We start from the raw sequence: 23,186 nt of genomic DNA, 5'->3' as shown, positions 1-23,186 counted from the left end.
ATATAGTGTCCTTTTATACATAGTAGTGTATTGTAACCTTTACTAGTCCTATCTCTCAAAATATCAGAGAAAACGAATATTATTACTTCCATAGTTTTTATATAAAATTCCTCTAAAAATATTTAATATACTCTATTTTATATAATTAATTTATTATTTAAATTAATTTGAATTATATTTAACTATCAATATTTAATATATTTTAATTAAAAAATTAAATATTTAGTTTAAATTATATATCTACATATAATTTAAATAAAATTTTTCCTTATAGTGATATAAGAAATAAGAAGTTTACTTGTTAAAGATAAATTAATACTATCGCTGTAACACTAATATTTTATAAGTAAATAAGAGGAGACTGCCGTGAAAATTAGTAACTTAAATTTTACTGAAATAACAGCATCATACGGTGACAATTTTCCTATGTATCAAGTTTTAGATGAAAAAGGAAAGGTTGTTGATAAAGATGCAATAAAAGATTTAACAGATCAAGAATTAGTTACATTAATGGAAACAATTACTTGGGGTCGAGCAATGGATGAACGTATCACTTTGTTAAATCGTCAAGGTGCTTTAAGTAACTATGCTCCAGGTGGTGGACAAGAAGCAAGTCAGTACGGCTCTGTTCTAGCATTAGATAAAAAAGATGTTTTTGCTCCAACTTATCGTGATGTTTTAGTGGGTGTTAGATTTGGTATGACTTTAACCCACGCATTCCTTTGGTGGAAAGGTCATTTTGCAGGTAACCAATATCCAGATGATCTAAATATGTATTCTCCAAATGTTATTGTGGGTGGCACAGCCATTCAAGCATTAGGAAATGGTATTGGTAAGCGCATGAAAGGAGAAAAACAAATCGCATTAGCACTCATGGGAGACTCAGCTACTTCGCAAGGTGATTTTTATGAAGCTATTAATTTTGCAGGCGTATTTGATGCTCAATTAGTAATAGTAGTTCAGAATAATGGTTATGGAATCTCAGTACCAACTACAAAACAAACAAAAGCAGTAACTCTTGCACAAAAAGCGGTAGCAGCAGGTATACCAGCTGTTCGTGTAGATGGTATGGATCCAATTGCTGTTTACTATACCGTTAAAAAAGCACGTGAATATGCAATTGAGCATGGTCCTATCGTTATCGAAAATGTAACTTACCGTTTTGGACCTCACACAATGTCAGATGATCCTAAACGTTATAGGGATGAATCTGAAGTAGAAGAATGGCGCAAAAAAGATCCTCTAATCCGTCTTGGAAATTATCTCATTAAAAAAGGATTATGGAGTCAAGAAAAAGTAGATACTATTTATGAAGATGTTAAAAACCAAGCTAAAGATGCATTATCAGAAATGGCAAAAACTTCTCCTCAAAAAATTTCTGATTTCTTGAAATTTATGTATGCAGATCAACCACAAAATATTAAAGAACAAATTGCCTACTACGAAGCTAAGGAGGAAAACTAATATGTCAGTTCTTACATTAGCACAAGCCGTTACTGAAGGCTTAAGAGAAGCCATGAAAAAACACGATAATGCATTAATTTTTGGTGAAGATGTTGGTAAAAATGGTGGCGTATTCCGTATTACTACAGGTTTACAAGATGAATTTGGTGAAAAACGTGTTTTTGATACACCTTTAGCCGAGTCCGGAATTCTTCATATGTCTGTAGGTCTTGCTCAAGAAGGTTTTCTACCTCTTCCAGAAATACAATTTTCAGGCTTTATCGTAGAAGCAATGGATGCCTTAATTGTTCAAATTCCTCGTCAACGTTATCGTACTGGTGGGACTCGAAAAGCACCAATTGTTATTCGTGCACCTTATGGTGGTGGTGTTCATACCCCAGAAATGCACTCTGATAGCTTAGAAGGCATGTTAGCTCAAATCCCTGGTTTGCGAGTTGTTATCCCATCATCTGCTTATGATGCAAAGGGGTTATTATTATCTGCAATTGAATCTGAAGATCCTGTCTTTTTCCTAGAACACCTTCGTTTATATCGTACTGTGAAAGATGAAGTTCCTGATGGTTATTATACTGTACCTTTAGATAAGGCTAACGTTGTTCGTGAAGGTAAAGATATTACTTTAATCGGTTACGGGTTAATGATTCCTCTAGCTATTAAAGCTGCAGAACAATTAGAAAAAGAAGGAATCAATACAGAAATTATTGATCTTAGAACTGTTTCACCAGTTGATTATGAAACTATTGGCAAATCAATCAAAAAAACTCATCGTGTAATTGTTCTTCAAGAAGCACAACGTCAAGCAGGTACAGCAGGTCAAGTTATGTCTGAAATTGCAGAACGTTATTTCATGAATTTAGATGCACCAGTTTCACGTGTAACAGCGCCAGATAGCACATTCCCATTCGGTTTAGCTGAAGAAGCATGGTTGCCAAGCACAGAAGATATCGTTGCTAAAGTAAAAGAAATTGTAGAATTTTAGGAGAACACAGAATGTATCAATATATTTTACCGGATTCAGGTGAGGGAACGCATGAAAGTGCCATTATGTCTTGGGCTGCAAAAGTCGGAGATAAAATTACCGAAGATCAAACTTTATTAGAGATTGAAAGTGATAAAGCAGTAGTTGAATTACCAAGTCCAATTACTGGTTATTTAGCAAAAATTTATGTTGAAGCTGGTGACACAGGTATTGTTGGTGAGCCTATTGCTGATATCGCAGAAACAGAAGAAGAATTAAAATCTTATTTAGCTAGTAGTGGTGCTTCAACTCCAGCAGCTAAACCTGCAAAAGCAGAATCTGTAACAACAACTGAAGAAAAAGCGACAGAAGCTCCAAGTACAGATGTAGCACCAGAAGTTGTCGTTAAAGAAATTGATAATAGTGTTGATGTTCGTACATTAGCTGTACCAAGAGTTAGACGCTATGCTCGCTCAAAAGGTGTTGATATCCGTTCAATTCAAGGTACAGGAAATCATGGCAAAGTTACTATGGAAGATATAGATAACTTCTTAGCTCATGGTCCATCAGTTCCAGCAATAGCAGCTAAAGATGAAGCTAAATCTGAACAAGCATCTACAGCAAGTACTCAAAAAGTGGTGTCAGGCGAAGAATATCCTGAAGTGGTTGAAAAATTATCATCAATGCGCCGTACTATTGCTGATGCATTATCTAAGAGTAGCACTGAAGTTGCTCAAGTTACCGTATTTGATCAAGCTGAAGTTGATGCTTTAGTTGCACATCGTAATAAGATGAAAGTCCTTGCTGCAGAAAGAGATATTAAACTAACATTTACTCCATATTTAGTGAAAGCATTAGTTGGAATGTTAAAACAATTCCCAGAACTCAATGCATCACTTGATATGAGTAAAAATGAAATTAGCTACCATCAATACTACAATATTGGCGTAGCAACTGATACTCCAAGAGGATTAGTTGTACCAATGATTCGTCATGCAGATCGTAAGAGCTTATTCGATATTGCTAAAGAAATTTCAGAAATTGCTCAAAAAGCTCGTGATGGAAAAATTGCAGCATCTGATATGGGTAAAGGTTCTATTTCTGTTACAAATGTAGGTGCTGCGGCTACTGCAGGTGTTTGGTCAACTCCAATCATTAATTTACCTGAAATTGCTATTTTAAATGTAGGACGTATCGATAAAGTATTTTTACCTGATGAAGAAGGTAATCCAATTCTTAAACAAGTCATGAAGATTTCATTTGCCTTTGATCACAGAGCTATTGATGGAGTTTATGCACAAAAAGCAATTAACCTTCTCAAAAAATACCTCAGTGACCCAGATTTATTATTAGCAGAAGGAGGTTAGCATGGTTGTTGGTGGATTAACAAATGAAGTAGATACCATTGTTGTTGGTTCTGGCCCAGGTGGATATGTTGCGGCTATTAGAGCCGCACAATTAGGCCAAAAAGTAGTTATTGTTGAAAGACAATATATTGGTGGTGTATGTCTTAATGTAGGTTGTATTCCTTCTAAGGCATTGATTCATATTGGACATGAGTATGCCAAAACTAAACATCCACAACCATTTGGTTTAACTGTGGGAGACAGCAAATTAGATTTTTATAAAGCACAAGATTGGAAAAATAATGAGGTTGTTTCTAAATTAACAACAGGTATCAAAACATTATTGAAAAAAAATAAAGTAACAATTATTGAGGGTGAAGCTCACTTTGTTACAAAAGATACGCTTTTTGTTACGCCTAAAGATGGTCTTGGCGAAGGCTATCGTTTTAAAAATGCAATTTTAGCAGTTGGAAGCCGTCCAATTGAATTAAAGACATTCCAATTTAATGATGACATTCTAGATTCAACAGGGCTGCTAAATTTAAGTAAAATTCCAAAAGAATTAGCGGTTATTGGTGGTGGTTATGTTGGAATGGAATTGGCAATGGCATATGCTAATTTAGGTAGCCATGTTACTGTTTTAGAAGGTCAAGAAAGTATATTAAATAACTTTGAAAAAGACTTAATTAAACCAGTTCTAGAAGAAGCTAAAAAATTAAATATAACTATCTTAACTAATGCTAAAGCTTCTCGTTATGAAAAAGATGATAAAGGTCTTCATTTATTCTATCAAGTTGGTGATAAAGAAGAAGAACTTGTCGCTGATAAGATTGCAGTTTTAGTTGGTCGTCGTCCAAATACAGATCAAATGAGTATTGAATTATCTGGTATTAATTTAGATGAAAAAGGATTGATCCCAGTTAATGAACAAATGCAAACAAATCAAAAGCATATCTATGCTATTGGTGATATCACAGCAGGACCTGCATTAGCACATAAAGCATCATACGAAGCAAAAGTAGCCGCAGAGGCTATTTCTGGTGTAGAAGGTGTTGCTGCTGATTATCTAGTTATTCCAACAGTAGCTTACACTCAACCAGAAATTGCGACCGTAGGGTTAACTAAAACGCAAGCGGAGGGAAAAGGAATCGTACCGAAAGTTGCAACTTTTAGATTTGCAAGTAATGGTCGTGCCTTATCAATGAATGAGCCAGAAGGTTTTGTTCGCCTAATTTCTAACAAAGAAACCAATCAATTAATTGGTGCTCAATTAGTTGGTCCTGGAGTTAGTGAATTAATTGGTGAAGTGACTTTAGCTATTGAGAACTTATTAACAGCTGAAGACATTACTCTCACTATACACAATCATCCAAGTTTATCAGAAACAATCATGGATGCTAGCGAGATATTACTAGGCCATGGTATACACCAATAGAGAAAAAGCTATGGAAAATAAATTATCTGCCAAACAATTTGCTATGAATGTACTCAACGGTGTTGCAACTGGTACTGTCGTTGTATTAATTCCGGGTGCTTTACTTTCAGAGCTCGTTAAAGCTTTAATTCCAAGTATGCCTTTCTTAGCTCCTTTAACGTGGGGGTTATCCGTCTCAAATGCAAGCATGGGGCTTGTTTCAGGCTTTTTAGTGGGGTTAAATTTTAAATTTAATCCTATTCAAGCTGCTGCCTTGGGACTGGCTACATTATTTGCATCAGGAGCCATTGTACTTAGAGATGGAGCTATAGTTATTGCTGGAGCAGGCGATATAGTCAATATGTTGATTGTTTCAGCCTTTGGTGCGGGGATCATCTTATTAGTAGGAAATAAATTAAAAGCCTACACAATCTTAGTTATTCCACCATTAATGATGTTGGTTGTTGGACTTCTTGGTAATTTATTACTCCCTTATGTTTCTAAGATTACACAGCTTGTAGGGGTTGGTGTAGCACATTTACTAGTTTTAGAACCTCTTGTCATGTGTATTCTTCTTGCCATTATTTTTGGTGTATTAATTGTTTCGCCTATTACTTCTGTTGGAATTGCTTTAGCCATCTCCTTATCAGGCATTGGGTCAGGGGCTGCTAATCTAGGGATTTGTGCGACAGGCTTTGCTTTCGCTATGCTTGGTTGGTCGGTGAATTCACGAGGAACATCGATTGCTCACTTTATAGGATCACCTAAAATATCTATGCCCAATGTTGTTAAAAATCCTAAGGTATTATTGCCAGTTATGTCAGCTAGTGCATGTTCAGGTGCTTTAGCATACATATTTAATATTCAAGGTACACCAATGAGTGCAGGATTTGGATTCAGTGGTTTAGTTGGTCCAATTAATCATCTAAATTTAGTCGATGGCGGTTGGTCTACAATGAATTTGCTCATTACAACTTTAACTTTCGCTATTGGGCCAATTATATTCTCACTAATTTTTAAACACTTATTTATGAATGTTTTAAAAATTGTAACTCCTGAAGATTATCGTCTAAATATTTAAAAATTTAAGGTATATCTCTCTTAAAATGTAATGTAAGTGAGAGGTATATTTTTTAATTAGGGAGGAATTTTATGTCTTTATTAATCGATAAATTATTAGAAGCTAGACCAGAAATTAAAAATGTTGATAAACCTATGGCATTAGTCGTCGTTAAAGCTGCGGATGATGAAGTGCTTTCTTGTGTAGAAAGAGCTATCTCAGAAAAAAGAATCTATGCATATCTCATTGATGATGAAAATAAATTAAAAGAGAAACTCAACAAATATAAAATGGATGAAAATTCTTATGAAGTCATCAATATCTCAGATGATCAAGAAGCAGCATTTAAAGGTATAGAATTAGTTCGCCAAGGTAAAGGTGATGCTATCCTTAAAGGACATATTTCAACTGGAAAAGTACTAAAAGAAGTTGTTAATAGGGAAACTGGTATCCGTAAAGCTGATACATTATCTCATGTTGCAATCTTATCAATGCCATCACTTAATAAACTTATTTCAGTTACCGATGGAGGCTTGATCTTGCAAGCTAATAAAGACAATACAAAAGTAATTATTGCTAATGCAACTCAAGTTATGTCTGCATTGAATATTTCTCCTATTAAAATTTCTCTTTTATCTGCGGCTGAAAATATTATTCCTAAATTACCTTCTTCTGTTATGGAAAGTGAATTAGTCGAAGAATATAAAAAACAAAATGAAATTATTGTAGAAGGCCCTCTTTCTATTGACCTATCACTTTCAAAAGAAAGTGCTGAAGAAAAAGGATATCAAGGAAAGATCCAAGGTGATGCAAATGTACTAGTTGCTCCTGATATTGTTGCAGGTAATGTACTATCAAAATCTCTCATATTATTTGGTGGCTCAGAAATGGCTGGGCTTATTATGGGAGCTAAAGTCCCTGTTATCATCACTTCAAGAAGTTCTAGTTTTGAAGAAAAATACGCATCACTATTACTATCACAAATAATTATGTTAGATGCTAACTAATCATAGAGGGAGTTGAAATGAAAAATATAATTGCAGTTAATCCCGGCGCAACTTCTACAAAAATTGCATTTTATCAAGATGATAAATTGGTTTGGAAAGAAGATATCTTATATGAATCAGAATTATTAGATAAATTTGATAAAGTTTTTGATCAATTTGATATGCGTTTAAAAGATATTGAAGAATGTCTTTATAAAAATGATGTGAATAAAATTGATGTCGCAGTAGGAAGAGGTGGATTAATTGGGCCAGTTAAACCTGGTGCTATCTTAGTTACTGATGAATTAATCAATCACTTACAATTTAATCCCGTTGTTGAACACCCATCTAATATCGGTGCAAAATTAGCAAAATCATTAATGGACAAATATGGAAATGGTGGCCCTGCTTATGTTTATGATCCAGTAACCGTTGATTCTATGCGCGATGTATCTCGTATAACAGGAATTAAGGGAATCGAACGTACTTCTACAGGCCATCATCTCAATATGCGTGCAGTTGCTCGTAAGGTCGCTGAAGACTTAGGTAAGCCATACAAGGAAATCAATTTAGTTATTGCTCACCTAGGCGGTGGTTCAACTGCTAGTGCACATGAAAAAGGAGAAATTGTTGATTTTGTATCAGATGATGAAATTATGTTCTCCGCAGAAAGATCTGGCGGAATACCTTTAAAATCGATTATAAAAAAGATTAAAGAAATGGGTGTAGATGAATTTAATTATTTAGCTCGTAAAAAAGCAGGTCTTCAATCTCTATGCCAAACTACTGATTTAAGAGTAGTTGAAAAAAGAATCAAAGAAGGAGACAAAGAGGCCACATTAGCATTTGATGCTATGGCCTTAGGCATTGCTAAAACATTAGCTGCATTAGCTACAAGTATTAATGGTCCTATTGATATGGTTTGTATAACTGGTGGAATGGCACACTCTAAAGCCTTGTGTGAAGCTGTTTCTAAACGTATATCATTCATTGGTCCATTTAAAGCTTATCCAGGAGAGTTTGAACTAGAAGCTCTTGCTCTTGGTGGACTTCGTGTAGCAAATAAGAAAGAAAGCTACCAAGTTTTGAAGTTTCCAAATAAATAATTATTGATGTTTAATGGCTTCAATGAATTGGTTAACTAACAATGAATTGTAAGCCATATTTTTACAATAAGCTAATCCTTGTTTGTGTTGACTTTGAACATCTTGTATAGGAATCCAAACTATGTTGTTGATAGAACAGCTAAACTCTTCGAGTTCTTTCGGGAGGATTGTTACAGCATTCAATTTATTCAGGCTATGAAGAAGAATTTCAAAATCATCATGAATTAAAATAATTTGATTCGATATGCCTAGTTCCCGACATCTTTTTTTAGTCAGTTCTCCTAAAGCAAAATTTTCACTAAGACTCACAATATTGGAGTCTTTAATGTCTTTAAAGGTTGCACTTTTTTGAGAAGCAAGAGGATGATCTTTAGTAACAACTAAGCAAGCACCATAGCTAGAATGATTTATTCCTATAGGATCAATAATTATATTTTGTTCTACTTGGGGGAAGGATAAAATACCAATATCAATTTTTTCTTGAACAAGAAGATGCTGTAGTTTCATAGATCCTTCTTGTACAATTCGTACATCAACTGAAGGATTTTTTCGAATAAAACGAGATATTTGGTCAATAAATTGAAGCATGGTAAGAAAGGTAACACCAATAGTAAGAGATTGTTTTTCTTGTTTAGACTTGTTTTGAATATCAATCACTAATTGATTAAATTCTTGAACTAACGGCTCACCTCGTTCCAAGAGCATTTTCCCAATTTCGGTTAAATGGAGTCGGTGGTTATGGTATATAAATAATTGGGTATTTAGCTCATCTTCCATTTTTGAAATAGATTGCTTTAAAGCTGGCTGAGAAACAAAAAGACTCTTCGCTGCATGAGAATAATTTTGTGTTTTTGCAATGGCAACAAAATAAGAAAGTTGGCGAATATCCATAAATTAAAGTACCCTCTATTATATAAGTTCATTCTAACAATTTATCTTTACCATAAGAATGATGAGAGGAATGTTATATGCAACAGACCAATTTAGTACGTATTTTTGATAACTTTGTTCAAAAAAACAAATTACCAAAAGCAATAATACGTATTCAAAAGCGTAATGATGATGATTTTATCCAGCTATCTACAGATAACATGACTGAGTATACGCCATTTGTTTTGGCTAGTGTGACCAAGCTATGGATTACTACACTTACTCTCCAACTTATTGATCAGAAAAAACTAGATTACCGGGACATTGTAGCTAACTTCTTTTCAAAAGAAAAGTTAAGCGGATTACATCACTATGCGGGTGAAGATTATACACAATCAATTACAATTGAAGATTTATTATTTCAGAGAAGTGGCTTACCAAATATTTTTTATGAAGAACCTATATTGCTAAAAAATCGTATCAAACAGGAAGACTTCTCATTTGAATTATCAGATCTATTAGCTTGGGTTAAACAAACTGAATCTCACTTTGTACCGGGTAGTAAATCCACTTATTACGCAGATATTAATTTTGCTCTATTAGGAGCGATAATTGAAAAAATTACCCATCAATCTTTAGATGATTGTACTGATAAGTATATCCTCCGCCCATTAGGACTCGATTACTCCTTCTTACCTAGTAGTGAGTTTGCTGCAATCCCGCCACTTTATACAGGAGAAAAATATTTGGACAGACCCAAAGTCATTTCTTGTGGTCAAGGTGCTGGAGGTGGCGTTTCCACTACAGCAGATTTAATGGTATTTATCCAAGCCTTTGTTGAAGGACGTTTGTTTGAACAACATCATTGGGAAAAAATAGCCAACTATCTCCCTCTACAGGAAGATTATGCACCAGTTGAATATGGTGGCGGTCATATGAAAATAAGTATGGGAGAAAGATTGTGTTTTTATGGGCATTCTGGATTATCTGGAGCCTTCGCATTCTATTGCCCACAACTAGAAGTTTATTTAACTGGAACAACCGACAATGTTGGACAACCTGCATTATGTTTTCAACTACTCTATCTTATTCTTATTGAATTAGAAAAGAGCGGGAAAATTAGTTAGTAATAGATTTGTTAGTAAGGTGAAATATGGCGGAGGAAGTGAGATTCGAACTCACGGAGGGCGTAAACCCTCGCCGGTTTTCAAGACCGGTGCCTTCAACCACTCGACCATTCCTCCGCTGAAAACAGGCGAAATAATATAGTTAACAACGAAATCGGTCAAGTAAAAAATAAAGTAAATTTCTCAAATGCTCTATTTTTCGTCATTATTTTATTTTCTAATTAACCAAACCCCGCTTTCAATATGATCAGTGTAAGGGAATTGATCAAACATTGCGCATTTTTCGATACGATGTGTTTGGCATAATTGTTGTAAATTATCCGCTAATGTATTCGGGTTGCATGAAATATATAAAATTCTTTCGTATCCTTGTACCATCTTTAATGTTGCTTGATCTAACCCTGCTCTTGGTGGATCGACAAAAATAGTATTGCATTGGTAGCTGGATAAATCTATTCCTCGCAAACGGTAAAATTCACGCTCGCCGTTGAGGGCTTGAGTAAACTCCTCCGCTGACATTCGAATAATCTGTAAATTATCTACATGATTTTTTTCAATATTATATTGAGCCGATTCAACCGATGATTTAGAAATTTCTGTCGCCAGTACTTTGCGGAAATTACTGGCTAAAGCAATCGAGAAATTGCCGTTACCACAATACAGCTCAAGTAAATCACCCTCACTATTTTCAGTACAGCTCTTTGCCCATTCGAGCATTTTTATATTCATTTTGCCATTTGGTTGAGTAAAGCTATTTTCAACCTGACGATAAATATATTCTCTACCTGACACCATCAACTTTTCTTCAACATAATCATTATCTAGAACAACTTTCTGCTTAGTTGCTCGCCCAATGATGTTTACGTCAAAACCTTTTTGCGTTAAATTCGCTTTGAGTACTTTTGCTTGCTCAATCCATTCTTCCGTTAATTTTTTATGATATAGCAACGAAATCGCTATTTGCCCACTTAATGTCGTTAAATAATCCACTTGGAAGAGTTTATGAGAGAGTAAAGCATTATCCCTTACCTCATCTAACAACAACGTCATCATTTGATTGATAAGCTGACTTGCAATAGGAAATTGCTCCACTCGATAGCGCTGTTTCGTTTCCTTATCAAACATAATATGAAAAAGATCGCCTTGCTCATGCCAAATTCTAAATTCCGCTCTTAAACGGAAATGACTCGTTTCTGAAGCAAACACTTCAAGTGAAGGTGGAGAAAAAGGGGCAAGCAAAGCGGTAAGATTGTCTGCTTTTTTTGCTAATAAATTAGGGTACTCTGAGATAGGTAAATTCATGATTAGGTTTATATGAAATGAAAGCGTTAAGCTTAATAAATAATGTATAAAATAAAGAGTGGGCAAAATACCCACTTCACTAGATTATTCTGTATCGTCACCGTTACCTGCATCGCTCACATCACCAGAAAGAGTGTAGATACGTTTTGTTTTGCTCGTTAAAGTACGGTATTTCACCCATACTTTTTCAAGAAATGTTTCAGGCACTTTATTGCCCGTCATTACTTTTACAAACTCCTTCTCTTCTTCAGTAACAGGTTCACGCTCACCATTTTCTAATGCTAAACACGCTTGTCCAAACTGTTCTAAAGCTTGTGATTCACGAATGGTATAATCTCCGTGACGAGAAAAGCCACGTGGATAATTTTTATCGTCAAAGAAACGACGTGTTACACTAAAACTATCTGCCATAATATGCCTCTTTTATCTATATTTTCTTATAATCAAAATCTGGGCAAGCATTAAATCCAAATATGAAAAAGAAATCAATGGTTTTTTACGAATTTCCTTTATCTGTTTTGCGATACATTGCTTCAATTTGATCTTTATAGCGTTTCATTATGACTTTTCGACGTAATTTGAGCGTTGGGGTAATTTCTTCCATTTTAGTTGAAAAGGCCTCTGACAATAATGTGAATTTTTTTACTTGCTCGAAACCAGCCAACTCTTTTTGTAGTTCCGCTAAGCGTTTCTCAAACATTTGTACAATTTCAGAATGTTTAATCAGATCCAATCTATCGTGATATTTAATATTCAGCTGTTTTGCATGTTCTTCCAAACTTTCGAAACAAGGAACAATCAATGCCGATACATATTTTTTTGCATCCGCAATCACAGCAATTTGCTCAATAAATTTATCTTTGCCAATTTTGCCTTCAATATATTGTGGAGCAATATATTTGCCGTTAGATGTCTTCATTAACTCTTTTATACGATCAGTAATAAACAAATGCCCATATTCATCAATTTCACCTGCATCGCCTGTTTTTAAAAAACCATCTTCGGTAAATGCTTGAGCGGTTTCTTCAGGTTTATTATAGTAACCTCGCATAACCATCCCACCACGAATCAGGATTTCATTATTCTCGCCAATTTTCACCTCGGCATTTGGCATAACTGTACCGATAGATTCTGGATTAAATCCTTTATCATCCCAACAAGAAACGGTAGCAGTCGTTTCTGTCATACCATAACCTAATTTTACATTAAGTCCGATACTATGAAAAAATAAACCAATAGAAGGTTCTAATTTTGCTCCGCCACAAGGCATTAATCGAATATTGCCACCCAATAAATTACGCAATTTTGAAAATACTAATTTATCTGCCAATTGATAACGTTTTTGTAGGAAAAAAGAAGGTTTTTTCGCTTTAAAATATGTTTCACCTTGTTTAATCACCCATTTGAATAAAGCTCTACGATGAAATGGCGCTTTTTCTACTTTATCCCAAATTGCTGCATAAATTTTTTCGTAAAATCTAGGAACTGCACACATTAAAGTAGGTTTTAATGTGGTTAAGGCTTCACGGACTTGATTGGTATCTTCCAAATAGCAATTTACCGCACCGCTATACAATACATACATGGACCAAGTGCGTTCAAAAATATGTGATAAAGGTAAGAAAGAAAGAGAAACATCAGATTCATAAATCTTGATAGTTTGACTATGAACTTGTAGCTGATGAGCTAAATTCGCATAATCAAGCATTACACCTTTAGGTTCACCTGTTGTGCCGGATGTATAGAGCAAAGTAAATAAATCTGACATCTGTTTACTTGCCAAACGGGCATCTAATTCAGTGGTTTGAAGTGGAACTTGGTAAAACTCGTCCCATGATTGTGCTAAAGGAAATTCATATAAATTAATTGAATCATCCATAGCCACAATTTTTTCTAATTGAGTACAGTTGTTCGCTATTTTAATAGCAAGATCATATTGTTCTTGTGAACCTACAAATAGAATCTTAATACCCGCATCGTTGATAATATATTCTACTTGCTTATCCGTATTTGTCGCATAAATAGGAACTGTAACACCTCGAATTTGCATCGTTGCTACATCAACCATTGTCCACCGAGGCATATTTTTCGAAAAAATTCCAATTTTATCCTGAATACCAATTTTATTTGCTAGTAATGCATGAGAAATACTATCAATTTGCTTTTTTAAAGAAGACCATGAGATCGAATGCCATTTACCCTCTTTAAGAAAGCGTAACGCAGTACTCTCTGGTTGTTTTGTTGAACGGAAAATAACTCCATTTACAATATGAAAATCTAACATACTCATATTAGCCTATCCTCATTAAATTTCAGCTTACATACGTTAGCTAATATAAAGTATATATAATTAAAAAGCTATAAAAAGAGAACACCTGTACGCTATTTTAAAATTAAAATAACCCTATATAATACTCATATAATAAAAAAGCTACACATTTTAAAATGTGTAGCTTTGAATCTTATCCTATTCTAAGCACTACAACTAAATTTAATAGTTAATAGCTATTAATTAGAACTACTCCCTAAGGATAATGCATCCCATACACTTGGTTTTGCTTCAATAACATTAGAACCTTTAGAACAATAATATTGTCCGTGGTCTTTCCAAACTGGAATTTTCCTTGTACTGGAACAATCCCAACCTCCATAGCTATTGATTCCGACCCATTGAATATTATTACTTGTTGGTAATCGAAGTGGAGCTGGTAAGGATCGTTTTAAATATTCTTTATAAATCTGTAATGCACCGCTAGAACCAGTAAGGTGGGTATCACTGTTGTTATCTTTTCCAAGCCATACTGTGGTAATATTTTGCCCATCAATACCTACGAACCACGTATCACGTGCATTATTCGTCGTTCCTGTCTTACCCGCCAAATGTAACGATGAAAAATCACCTTGTAAACTTCTACCTGTTCCTCGCTCAACAACTTGTTGCATAGCATACAATGTCTGAATAGAAGCTTCGGGTGGTAAAACTTGAGTACTTTCATTATCAATATCATGGTGATAAATCATATTACCTTGATGAGAAATTATAGCTTCAATTGTTGTCAATGGTATTTTTACACCTCGATTAGCAATAACCTGAAAAGATTTTGTTACATCAAATGGTGAAATAGAATAAGAACCTAACAATGTTGAAGGATAAGGTGGAATAGTAGCTGTATCCCAACCCATTTCTTTTTGTTTAGCAATCACGTTCTTTAATCCCACTTTCATTCCAATATTCACTGTCGGAATATTAAGTGAGCGAACTAATGCATCCATTAGCATAACTGATCCACTAAACCTATGGTTATAATTACGAGGAGACCATAATGTATTACCTACTTTAATTGTAATTGGTTTATTTTCTATGGGAGTATTTAATCTAAATAAATCTGGGTGAGATAGCGCAATCGCATAAATAGAGGGTTTGACCAATGAACCTATTTGACGTTTAGATTGTAATGCACGGTTAAATCCTGCATATTGAGTTTGCACCCCACCAACAATCGCTCTCACTTTACCTGTAACATATTCCGCAACAACTACTGCTGATTGTAAATCACGAACTCTACGACTTGCATTTTCAAGATCTGCAACACCATTAATTACCGCTAACTCTGCCGAGCGTTGCTCTTTTCTATCTAAAGTAGTAAATATTTTTGCACCAGAAAGTGTACTACTTAGCTTATTTTCACCAAATTCTCGTTTAATCTCTAAATTAAGTGCATGCATAAAGGCGGGTTGTTGGCGATAAATATTTCCTTTTTTATTTACCCCCAAAGGTTGTTTAGCAAGAAAATCATAATCAGATTGAGATATTCGATTGTGATCTAATAAGATTTTGAGTACGACATTACGACGTTCTAAAGCTAATTCGGGATTTCGCCAAGGATTATAGAGAGAAGCACCTTTTGCCATACCCACCAATAATGCCATTTGCGATAAACTTATCTCCTGTACAGGTCGTCCAAAATAAAATTGACTAGCTAATGCAAACCCATGAATTTGATAGCTTCCATTTTGCCCTAAATAAATTTCATTTAAGTAAGTTTCTAAAATACGATTTTTGTCATAGCGAGCATCTAAAATTACTGACATGAGTGCTTCATTGACTTTTCGCTCAAGTGACTTTTCATTAGTTAAAAAAAGATTCTTAACAAGTTGTTGAGTTAGTGTACTTGCTCCTTGAACCGTTCTGCCTGCCTGATAATTAGTAATTAAAGCTCTTGCAATACTTAACAAACTAATCCCATTATGTTGAAAGAACCGCTGATCTTCGGTCAGAATTAATGTATCAATCAATAAGCTAGGATACTCTTGCAAACGAAGTGCCAAACGCTCTTCATCATTATCGGAATGTAACATTGCGATCAATTTAGGATCTAAACGGAATTCATTAATTTCTTTTAGCAATACAAGATCTTCTATTCTCGCTAAGCGATCCTTGACAAAACGTAATCGTAAGACTCGTTGTGCCTCTGGATTTTTCGGAAATAGAAAAGCGCGACGAAGTAGTGTTAGAGAGCCATCATCATTAATCTTAAAATCACCCGGTGTAGCAATGTTCGAAACCTGTCTATAACCATTGTCTAAGAGAGCTAGTATGACTTGCTCTTGAGTTAAATTATCATCAACCCGAATACTCTCAATGCGGCTATATACCTCTGCAGGTAATTGCCATATTTGCCCGTCCATTTTTGAACGGATCTTCCCATCAAGATAAAGTCCATATAAAGCAACACAAGAACTCCCTAACAGGAACAACTTAAATAAAGTTGGGATAATATAAGGCTTTTTTTTCTTTTTTACTGACTGAGTGCTTTGAGACTCATCAGCTTGTTGTTCTGTTTCTGAATATTTCGACATATTTATTTACCATCAAAATAAAACAAGCGGTAATATATTGCAAAAGTTTTACTAAATCAGACCGCTTGTTAATGTGAAGTTCTTGAAAACTTGTGCTATCTTTAACTTATCGCATTTACTTATCACATTGCTGAGAAATTTCATCATAGGAACCACCTTGATCTAAACAACTATCTTTTGCATCACACCCTACAAGCAAAATGCTCAAACTAAAAATCAAGGTGATTTCCCACAAATATATAACTTTTCCCACAGTCATTTAATTAAGGGTTACGTTGGAATTTACTGAAGTCAGGCGCACGTTTTTCATTAAACGCATTACGGCCTTCTTGTCCTTCTTCAGTCATATAGAATAGCATAGTTGCATTACCCGCTAATTCTTGTAATCCAGCTTGCCCATCACAATCTGCATTTAATGCTGCTTTTAAGCAACGTAAAGCGATTGGGCTATTTCTTAACATCTCACGACACCAACGAACAGTTTCTTTTTCTAAGTTAGCATAAGGCACAACGGTATTCACTAATCCCATATCTAATGCTTCTTGAGCATCATATTGGCGACATAAGAACCAAATTTCACGTGCTTTTTTCTGACCAACAATACGAGCCATATAACTTGCACCCCAACCGCCATCAAAAGAACCCACTTTAGGACCTGTTTGACCGAAAATAGCATTATCTGCCGCAATAGTTAAATCACATAACATATGTAAAACATGACCACCGCCAATCGCATAACCCGCTACCATTGCCACAACAGGTTTTGGACAGCTACGAATATCACGTTGAAAATCTAAAACATTTAAATGGTGTACACCACTTTCATCTTTGTAACCGCCGTAATCACCACGTACTTTTTGATCACCACCAGAACAGAATGCTTTTTCGCCTTGTCCTGTTAGTACAATAACACCGATATCTGCATCAAAACGAGCATCAGCGAAAGCGAGAATCATTTCCTTAACTGTTTGTGGTCTAAATGCATTGCGCACTTCAGGACGGTTAATGGTAATTTTTGCAATACCATCACTAGATTTATGATACAAAATATCACTATAACCTTCACTATAATCTTGCCACTCTATTGGTGCGTAAAGCACATCATCTTTTGGATTTTGCATAATCATATTCCTTTTTATTTTAAATAAACGATAGGATTATACCTGAAATTTACAAAATTTTTATATAATCTAACCGCTTACCCTTGTATTCCGTGGATTTACCCCCACATTTTTCAACTCATACAACCAATAAGGAAATATTATGTCTTTAAATTTAGATTCAATTGCATTAGAAAGCGTAGAAGCACAAGGTGGATACGGTATCGGACTACAAATCGGTCAGCAACTATTAAGTAGTGGATTAGAAGTTGAGCCAGAAGCAGTGGTAAAAGGTATTTTTGATGTATTAAATCAAAATCAACCAGCAATTGACTTAAACGTAGTGACTAAAGCATTACAAGAATTACAACAACGTGCAGAAGCACATCAAGCAGAAGCATTTAAAGTCATTGAAGCTGAAGGAAAAGCATTCTTAGAAGAAAATAAAAAACACGCAAGCGTAAAAGAAACTGAAAGCGGTTTACAGTACGAAGTATTGACTGAAGGTACTGGTAAAACTCCAACACAAGTGGACAAAGTACGTGTTCATTACACAGGTTCTTTAATTGATGGTACTGTGTTTGATAGCTCTGTACAAAGAGGTACACCAGCTGAATTTCCAGTAAATGGTGTGATTGCAGGCTGGATTGAAGCATTAACTATGATGCCAGTTGGTTCAAAATGGCGTTTAACTATTCCACATAACCTAGCTTATGGTGAACGTGGTGCGGGCGGTTCAATTCCACCATTTAGTACATTAGTTTTTGAAGTAGAACTTTTAGATATTCTATAATTCTCTTCCTGAATTTGATTAGTATCAAAAATGACCTAGCAAAAGCTAGGTCATTTTTTTGATTAACGTAATACATTACTTTTATGAAATTATATGATGACAACTAAATCAAAGGTATTCCCTATTCCAACTAGCTATTTTGGTATTGTACTTGGACTCAGTGCTTTAGGATTAGCTTGGAGGTATGCTACGCCTTTCTTACAATCAACATTGTCTCTATATCATCTGCTTGAGGTGATTCCTCATATTGTTAGTGAGTCCTTACTTCTTATTGCGGGGATTGCTTGGGTAATATTTATATCGGCTTATATGTGGAAATGGATTGCTTATCGAGCAATAGCGAAAGAGGAACTTTCTCATCCATTATTGGGTAGTTTTGTGAGTTTAATTCCAATCACAACAATGTTTGTTGGTTTAATCATATTGCCTTATATAACAATAGTTGGGCAGATTTTTATTTTTGTCGGTATTATCGTTCAACTGCTTTTTGCTAGCTATTATATGGCAGGAATGTGGCGAGGAACTTACAATATTGAATCTACCACCCCTGTTCTATACTTACCTACAGTTGCTTCTAATTTTGTAAGTGCAACAGCACTTGCAACCCTTGGTTATACTGAGTGGGCTTATCTTTTCTGGGGAGCAGGGACTCTTTCTTGGTTAAGCCTAGAGCCTGTGATATTAAATCGCCTTCGTACTATTGAACCTATTACTGAACAAATTCGTCCAGTAATTAGTATCGCTCTTGCCCCAACTTTTGTAGCTTGTGCGACTTATTTAACAATAAATGGCGGAGTAATTGATCTGATTGCAAAAGCTATTATCGGCTATGGTATTTTACAATTTTTCTTTTTCTTACGGATTATTCGCTGGATTATTGTCAGAGGATTTACTATATCGCTTTGGGGATTCTCATTTGCTTTAGCATCAATGGCTAAAGTTGGAATATATTTACATATTGCAACTCAAGGTCAGAGTATAGGTGTTTTAGGGTTACCTATGTTTATTATTGCCAATTTATGTATTGGCATCTTAGTTATTGGTACATTATTACTTTTATTTAAAGGGAAGTTTTTCACAAAGTAAAAATATAAAATATCTTAAATTCCAAACCAAAAATTATAAAAAATCTACACCTTAAGCAATCTATTAGTAATTCAATTGATTAAGGTGTAGATAAGAACTAAAGTTCTTTTATATTAAAGTTTGTTTTCTTAACAATCTTGTTTTCCATATTGCTCTTGACGTAAAAGTGAGCGTACACTTTCATCAAATTGAGCTAATACTTTTTCTGCATGTTGAGCATCGTCACCACGAACATCAAGATAGAATTTAATTTTTGGTTCTGTACCTGATGGGCGAACAATTAAACGGCTACCATTTTCAAGAGTGAAAACTAAAATATCACTTTGACGATCTGTCTTAGTATGATCAAGGAATTGACTCACTCTAAAGCTACCTATTTCGCTTGGTGGATTATTACGTAATGCTGCCATTAATTTGCTAATTTCATTCAAGTCTTGAACACGGATTGAGATTTGACCGCTTACATAAGCACCAAATTCTTTTGTGAATTCATCAATATAATCAGTCAATGTTTTACCTTGCTTTTTCAAATAACGTACGATATCTAAAAACATAACAGCAGCTGAAATGCCGTCTTTATCACGCACTTTATCTGGATCAACTAAATAACCTAATGCTTCTTCAAAACCAAAGAGTAATCCATCTACTTTACCGATATATTTAAACCCTGTTAATGTTTCTTGGGACTCAAATCCATATTTTTTCGCAATTTCTGCTAATGCAGGAGAAGAAACTAATGAACAAGCTAATACACCTTTTTTACCTTCCGCTTGATATTGTTTTGCTAAATACCAACCTAATAAGCATCCAACCACATTACCGTGTAGAGATTTCCAGTTACCTTGCGCATCTGGTATAGCAACAGCTAAACGGTCAGCATCTGGGTCATTGGCAATGATAAATTCTGCGTTTTTCTCTTTAGCTAATTTAATCGCTAAATCTAATGCCCCCTTCTCTTCTGGGTTAGGGAAATTAACTGTTGGGAATGTACCGTCTGGTTGAATTTGTTCTTTAACTAAGTGTGGTTGAGGTAATCCTGCTTTTGCTAGAGTTTTTGTTAATACTTCATAGCCAACACCATGCATTGCAGTATAAACGTAGTTGATATCCGCTTCTGGTTGTTTTGCTAAACTTGCAGTTTTTTCAATATACGCATTGACCACTTCATCACTTAACACTGTGAAATCTTGACTACGAGGCAAATCATTAATAGAACCAGCGGCAATTTTATCAATTAATTTTGCGATATCTTTATCTGCTGGAGAAACGATTTGTCCACCACCATTCGCTTTACCTAAATATACTTTATAACCATTATCTTCTGGTGGATTATGACTTGCTGTAACCATAACACCTGCTGTGGTATCAAAATATTTAATCGCAAAAGCAAGTACTGGAGTAGGTAACATTCTTGGCAATAAATAAGCTTTAATACCTGCACCTGCCATAATCTCAGCAGTATCACGAGCAAAAACATCTGAGTTCTTACGGCCATCATAACCAATTACAATAGAGGGTTGCTCTTTATCGTAATCTTTCAAATAATTAGCTAAACCACCTGCAGCTTGTGCGACAAGAACTCTATTCATTCCCATTGGTCCTGCTTGTAAACGTCCACGTAACCCTGCTGTACCAAATTGTAAACGACCAGCAAAACGGCTAGCTAACTCACGTTCAGCATCATGATCTCCAGATTGAGCAGCTTCGAGAAGTTTTGTTAATTCTGTTTTTGTTTCTGTATCTGGATCTTGTTCTAGCCAATTTTTAGCTAAATTAAAAAGTTCTGACATGGATATCTCCTTCTAATAATAAATCAATCTAAAACCACATAGATTTTGGGTATAGACTAGCTGAAAATGAGAAAAATTAACATGATTAAAGACAAAATCTGTAGAAAATGTCACATTATTTTTTATAAAAAACTGTTATAAAAATCTTTATAATACTCTGGCTTAAAAATAACTTACGATATATCCGATCAAACCATAGAATCCAATAAAGCTACAAGATAATAATATCTTAGATAATTGCTTATTTTTCTTATGAACTCGAAACAATATTAATGCTATTGTTAAAAGTACAAACGGATAAACCCAAAAAACAATAGAAAAAAAATCTGCCTGTAATACAGTTAATTTAGAATGTTGACTAAAACTAGGCGAAACTAATAAAGCCAATGGCCATAATGCACTAGGCAAACAGAATAAAGCCAACGCCCAACTAAATGAAGAAAAACCTTTTTGTATTGTATTCACATTTTTATCCTCTTGGATGAAATTGTTGATGAAGTGATTTTAAGCGAGCTTTAGCTACATGAGTATAAATTTGTGTAGTGGAAAGATCGCTATGCCCTAATAACATTTGAACAACTCGCAAATCAGCACCATGATTAACTAAATGAGTAGCAAATGCATGGCGTAATACATGAGGTGAAAGTTTATCGCTTTCAATGCCAACTAGTAATGCATAATGTTTAATTCTATGCCAAAAAGTCTGACGAGTCATCACTCGACCTAAACGACTTGGAAAAACAATATCTAATTGCAAATTACCTAATAGTACAGGCCTACTATACTGAAAATAATTCTGGATCCAATAACTAGCCTCTTCTCCCAAAGGTACAATTCTTTCTTTATCACCTTTTCCTACAATACGTACTAAACCTTGTGTCAAGCTCATATTTTCAATTGTTAAAGAAACAAGCTCTGTAACACGTAATCCAGTTGCATATAAAAGTTCAAGCATAGCTTTATCACGTAATTCTAAAGGATCTTCAATATTAGGCGCATTGAGTAAATCTAAAACTTGATCTTCGCTCAACGATTTTGGTAAATGCATTGAAACTTTTGGAGACGTTAACATCTCTGTAGGATCATCTACTCTATAACTTTCTAAAAATAAGAAACGAAAAAATTTACGTAAACAACTCAACATTCTAGCTGAACTTGTTGATTTATAACCAGCAGATATCCTTTCTGATAGGAAAGCTTGTAAATCAGAATGATCAATAGTTAAAAAATCTCTAGGTGATTTTAACCATTGTGTAAAAGAAACAAGATCTTGTCGATAGGAAGATATGGTATTTTGTGATAACTGATGCTCTTGCCACAAAGTATCTAAAAATTGTTCAATAATAGGATCAAGGTTTTTCATAAAAAAAATCAACTAAAATGAATTTCTTCATTCTAATTGATTATATAGATTAAATAAATATTTGAATTATTATAATGGCAGGGGCGGAGAGGCTCGAACTCCCAACACCCGGTTTTGGAGACCGGTGCTCTACCAATTGAACTACGCCCCTAAAGAGAAAGCGAGTTTATTACTCGCTATAATAAGTGGCGGAACGGACGGGACTCGAACCCGCGACCCCCTGCGTGACAGGCAGGTATTCTAACCAGCTGAACTACCGCTCCGCAAATATGGAACCTAGCAGCGACCTACTCTCACATGGCGAAACACCACACTACCATCGGCGTAACAGCATTTTACTTCTGAGTTCGGTATGGATTCAGGTAGTTCTACTGTACTATGACCGCTAGGAAAATTCTTTCTATTAAGTTAGTTCACTCTTAAGAATAAACTAATTTAATAAAGCCCTGATGGCGACCTACTCTCACATGGCGAATCACCACACTACCATCGGCATAACAGCATTTTACTTCTGAGTTCGGAATGGATTCAGGTAGTTCCACTGCACTATGACCATCAGGA

19 protein-coding genes, 3 tRNA genes and 2 rRNA genes are annotated in these 23,186 nt (G+C 34.9%); 10 read left to right on the top strand and 14 right to left on the bottom strand.

All coding sequences use genetic code 11. The annotated features are described in order from the left end of the window. Nucleotides 1-366: 366 nt before the first annotated feature. From Q1J40_RS06285 to buk, 7 genes are all read left to right on the top strand, one after another. Nucleotides 367-1,464, top strand: a complete 1,098-nt coding sequence (locus Q1J40_RS06285; protein WP_301099194.1) for a thiamine pyrophosphate-dependent dehydrogenase E1 component subunit alpha — start codon at nt 367-369, stop codon at nt 1,462-1,464. A gap of 1 nt (nt 1,465) precedes the next feature. Further along, complete coding sequence (locus Q1J40_RS06280) at nt 1,466-2,443, top strand: alpha-ketoacid dehydrogenase subunit beta (RefSeq protein ID WP_301099193.1); 978 nt, start codon at nt 1,466-1,468, stop codon at nt 2,441-2,443. Between the two features lie 11 nt (nt 2,444-2,454). Beyond that, on the top strand, nt 2,455-3,789 hold the full coding sequence (locus Q1J40_RS06275) for a dihydrolipoamide acetyltransferase family protein (RefSeq protein ID WP_301099192.1): 1,335 nt from the start codon (nt 2,455-2,457) through the stop codon (nt 3,787-3,789). 1 nt (nt 3,790) lies between these two features. Further along, entirely contained in the window at nt 3,791-5,203 is a 1,413-nt protein-coding gene (lpdA, locus tag Q1J40_RS06270) for a dihydrolipoyl dehydrogenase (protein WP_301099191.1), read from the top strand. Nucleotides 5,204-5,213: 10 nt separating this feature from the next. Beyond that, the gene (locus tag Q1J40_RS06265) at nt 5,214-6,263 is read left to right on the top strand and encodes a PTS sugar transporter subunit IIC (protein WP_301099190.1); all 1,050 of its coding nucleotides are present in this window, start codon (nt 5,214-5,216) and stop codon (nt 6,261-6,263) included. 71 nt (nt 6,264-6,334) lie between these two features. Continuing rightward, entirely contained in the window at nt 6,335-7,249 is a 915-nt protein-coding gene (locus Q1J40_RS06260) for a phosphate acyltransferase (protein WP_301099189.1), read from the top strand. A 17-nt stretch (nt 7,250-7,266) separates the two neighbouring features. Further along, nucleotides 7,267-8,334 carry a butyrate kinase gene (gene buk, locus Q1J40_RS06255; protein ID WP_301099188.1) on the top strand — a complete coding sequence of 356 codons (1,068 nt, stop codon included), beginning with the start codon at nt 7,267-7,269 and terminating at the stop codon, nt 8,332-8,334. On the opposite strand, the gene Q1J40_RS06250 is transcribed toward buk, so the two are convergent. Continuing rightward, entirely contained in the window at nt 8,335-9,225 is an 891-nt protein-coding gene (locus Q1J40_RS06250) for a LysR family transcriptional regulator (RefSeq protein WP_301099187.1), read from the bottom strand. 77 nt (nt 9,226-9,302) lie between these two features. Here Q1J40_RS06250 and Q1J40_RS06245 point away from each other — a divergent pair, with 77 nt between their 5' ends. After that, complete coding sequence (locus tag Q1J40_RS06245) at nt 9,303-10,331, top strand: serine hydrolase domain-containing protein (RefSeq protein WP_301099185.1); 1,029 nt, start codon at nt 9,303-9,305, stop codon at nt 10,329-10,331. 27 nt (nt 10,332-10,358) lie between these two features. Here the strand turns inward: Q1J40_RS06245 and Q1J40_RS06240 are convergent. The 6 genes from Q1J40_RS06240 to menB form a co-directional block, all read right to left on the bottom strand. Continuing rightward, nucleotides 10,359-10,448: transfer RNA gene (locus Q1J40_RS06240), tRNA-Ser, on the bottom strand. Nucleotides 10,449-10,541: 93 nt separating this feature from the next. Continuing rightward, nucleotides 10,542-11,633 carry a tRNA (uridine(54)-C5)-methyltransferase TrmA gene (gene trmA / locus Q1J40_RS06235; protein WP_301099184.1) on the bottom strand — a complete coding sequence of 364 codons (1,092 nt, stop codon included), beginning with the start codon at nt 11,631-11,633 and terminating at the stop codon, nt 10,542-10,544. A gap of 84 nt (nt 11,634-11,717) precedes the next feature. After that, entirely contained in the window at nt 11,718-12,044 is a 327-nt protein-coding gene (locus tag Q1J40_RS06230; RefSeq protein WP_301099182.1) for a MaoP family protein, read from the bottom strand. 85 nt (nt 12,045-12,129) lie between these two features. Then, complete coding sequence (locus Q1J40_RS06225) at nt 12,130-13,923, bottom strand: AMP-dependent synthetase/ligase (RefSeq protein WP_301099181.1); 1,794 nt, start codon at nt 13,921-13,923, stop codon at nt 12,130-12,132. A 218-nt stretch (nt 13,924-14,141) separates the two neighbouring features. After that, nucleotides 14,142-16,493: a penicillin-binding protein 1B gene (gene mrcB, locus Q1J40_RS06220; protein ID WP_301099180.1), complete on the bottom strand. Its 2,352-nt coding sequence runs from the start codon at nt 16,491-16,493 to the stop codon at nt 14,142-14,144. A gap of 263 nt (nt 16,494-16,756) precedes the next feature. Next, nucleotides 16,757-17,614 (bottom strand): 1,4-dihydroxy-2-naphthoyl-CoA synthase, encoded by an 858-nt coding sequence (menB, locus tag Q1J40_RS06215; RefSeq protein WP_301099179.1) that lies wholly within the window; start codon nt 17,612-17,614, stop codon nt 16,757-16,759. A 142-nt stretch (nt 17,615-17,756) separates the two neighbouring features. Here menB and bamJ point away from each other — a divergent pair, with 142 nt between their 5' ends. Further along, nucleotides 17,757-18,386, top strand: coding sequence for a BamJ family beta-barrel-assembly machinery protein (gene bamJ, locus Q1J40_RS06210; RefSeq protein WP_301099177.1), 630 nt, complete (start codon nt 17,757-17,759; stop codon nt 18,384-18,386). 93 nt (nt 18,387-18,479) lie between these two features. Then, on the top strand, nt 18,480-19,472 hold the full coding sequence (gene tehA, locus Q1J40_RS06205; protein ID WP_301099176.1) for a dicarboxylate transporter/tellurite-resistance protein TehA: 993 nt from the start codon (nt 18,480-18,482) through the stop codon (nt 19,470-19,472). Between the two features lie 128 nt (nt 19,473-19,600). Here tehA and Q1J40_RS06200 read toward each other — a convergent pair whose 3' ends face one another. The 7 genes from Q1J40_RS06200 to rrf (Q1J40_RS06170) form a co-directional block, all read right to left on the bottom strand. Next, nucleotides 19,601-21,262 (bottom strand): phospho-sugar mutase, encoded by a 1,662-nt coding sequence (locus Q1J40_RS06200; protein ID WP_301099175.1) that lies wholly within the window; start codon nt 21,260-21,262, stop codon nt 19,601-19,603. Nucleotides 21,263-21,424: 162 nt separating this feature from the next. Further along, nucleotides 21,425-21,727 (bottom strand): DUF5389 family protein, encoded by a 303-nt coding sequence (locus Q1J40_RS06195; protein ID WP_301099174.1) that lies wholly within the window; start codon nt 21,725-21,727, stop codon nt 21,425-21,427. Nucleotides 21,728-21,731: 4 nt separating this feature from the next. After that, nucleotides 21,732-22,625, bottom strand: coding sequence for a site-specific tyrosine recombinase XerD (gene xerD, locus Q1J40_RS06190; RefSeq protein ID WP_301099173.1), 894 nt, complete (start codon nt 22,623-22,625; stop codon nt 21,732-21,734). 75 nt (nt 22,626-22,700) lie between these two features. Next, nucleotides 22,701-22,776 (bottom strand) — tRNA-Trp (locus tag Q1J40_RS06185). Nucleotides 22,777-22,811: 35 nt separating this feature from the next. Further along, nucleotides 22,812-22,888 (bottom strand) — tRNA-Asp (locus tag Q1J40_RS06180). Nucleotides 22,889-22,899: 11 nt separating this feature from the next. Further along, nucleotides 22,900-23,015 (bottom strand): 5S ribosomal RNA (gene rrf, locus Q1J40_RS06175). A gap of 54 nt (nt 23,016-23,069) precedes the next feature. After that, a 5S ribosomal RNA gene (gene rrf, locus Q1J40_RS06170) occupies nt 23,070-23,185 on the bottom strand. Nucleotide 23,186: the final 1 nt, after the last annotated feature.

Origin of the sequence: Otariodibacter sp., assembly GCF_029256985.1 — a bacterium.
In the GTDB taxonomy this organism is placed as follows: Bacteria; Pseudomonadota; Gammaproteobacteria; order Enterobacterales; family Pasteurellaceae; genus Otariodibacter.
The sequence above is the reverse complement of the archived record's forward strand: the minus strand, read 5'-3'. Positions and strand labels throughout refer to the sequence as shown.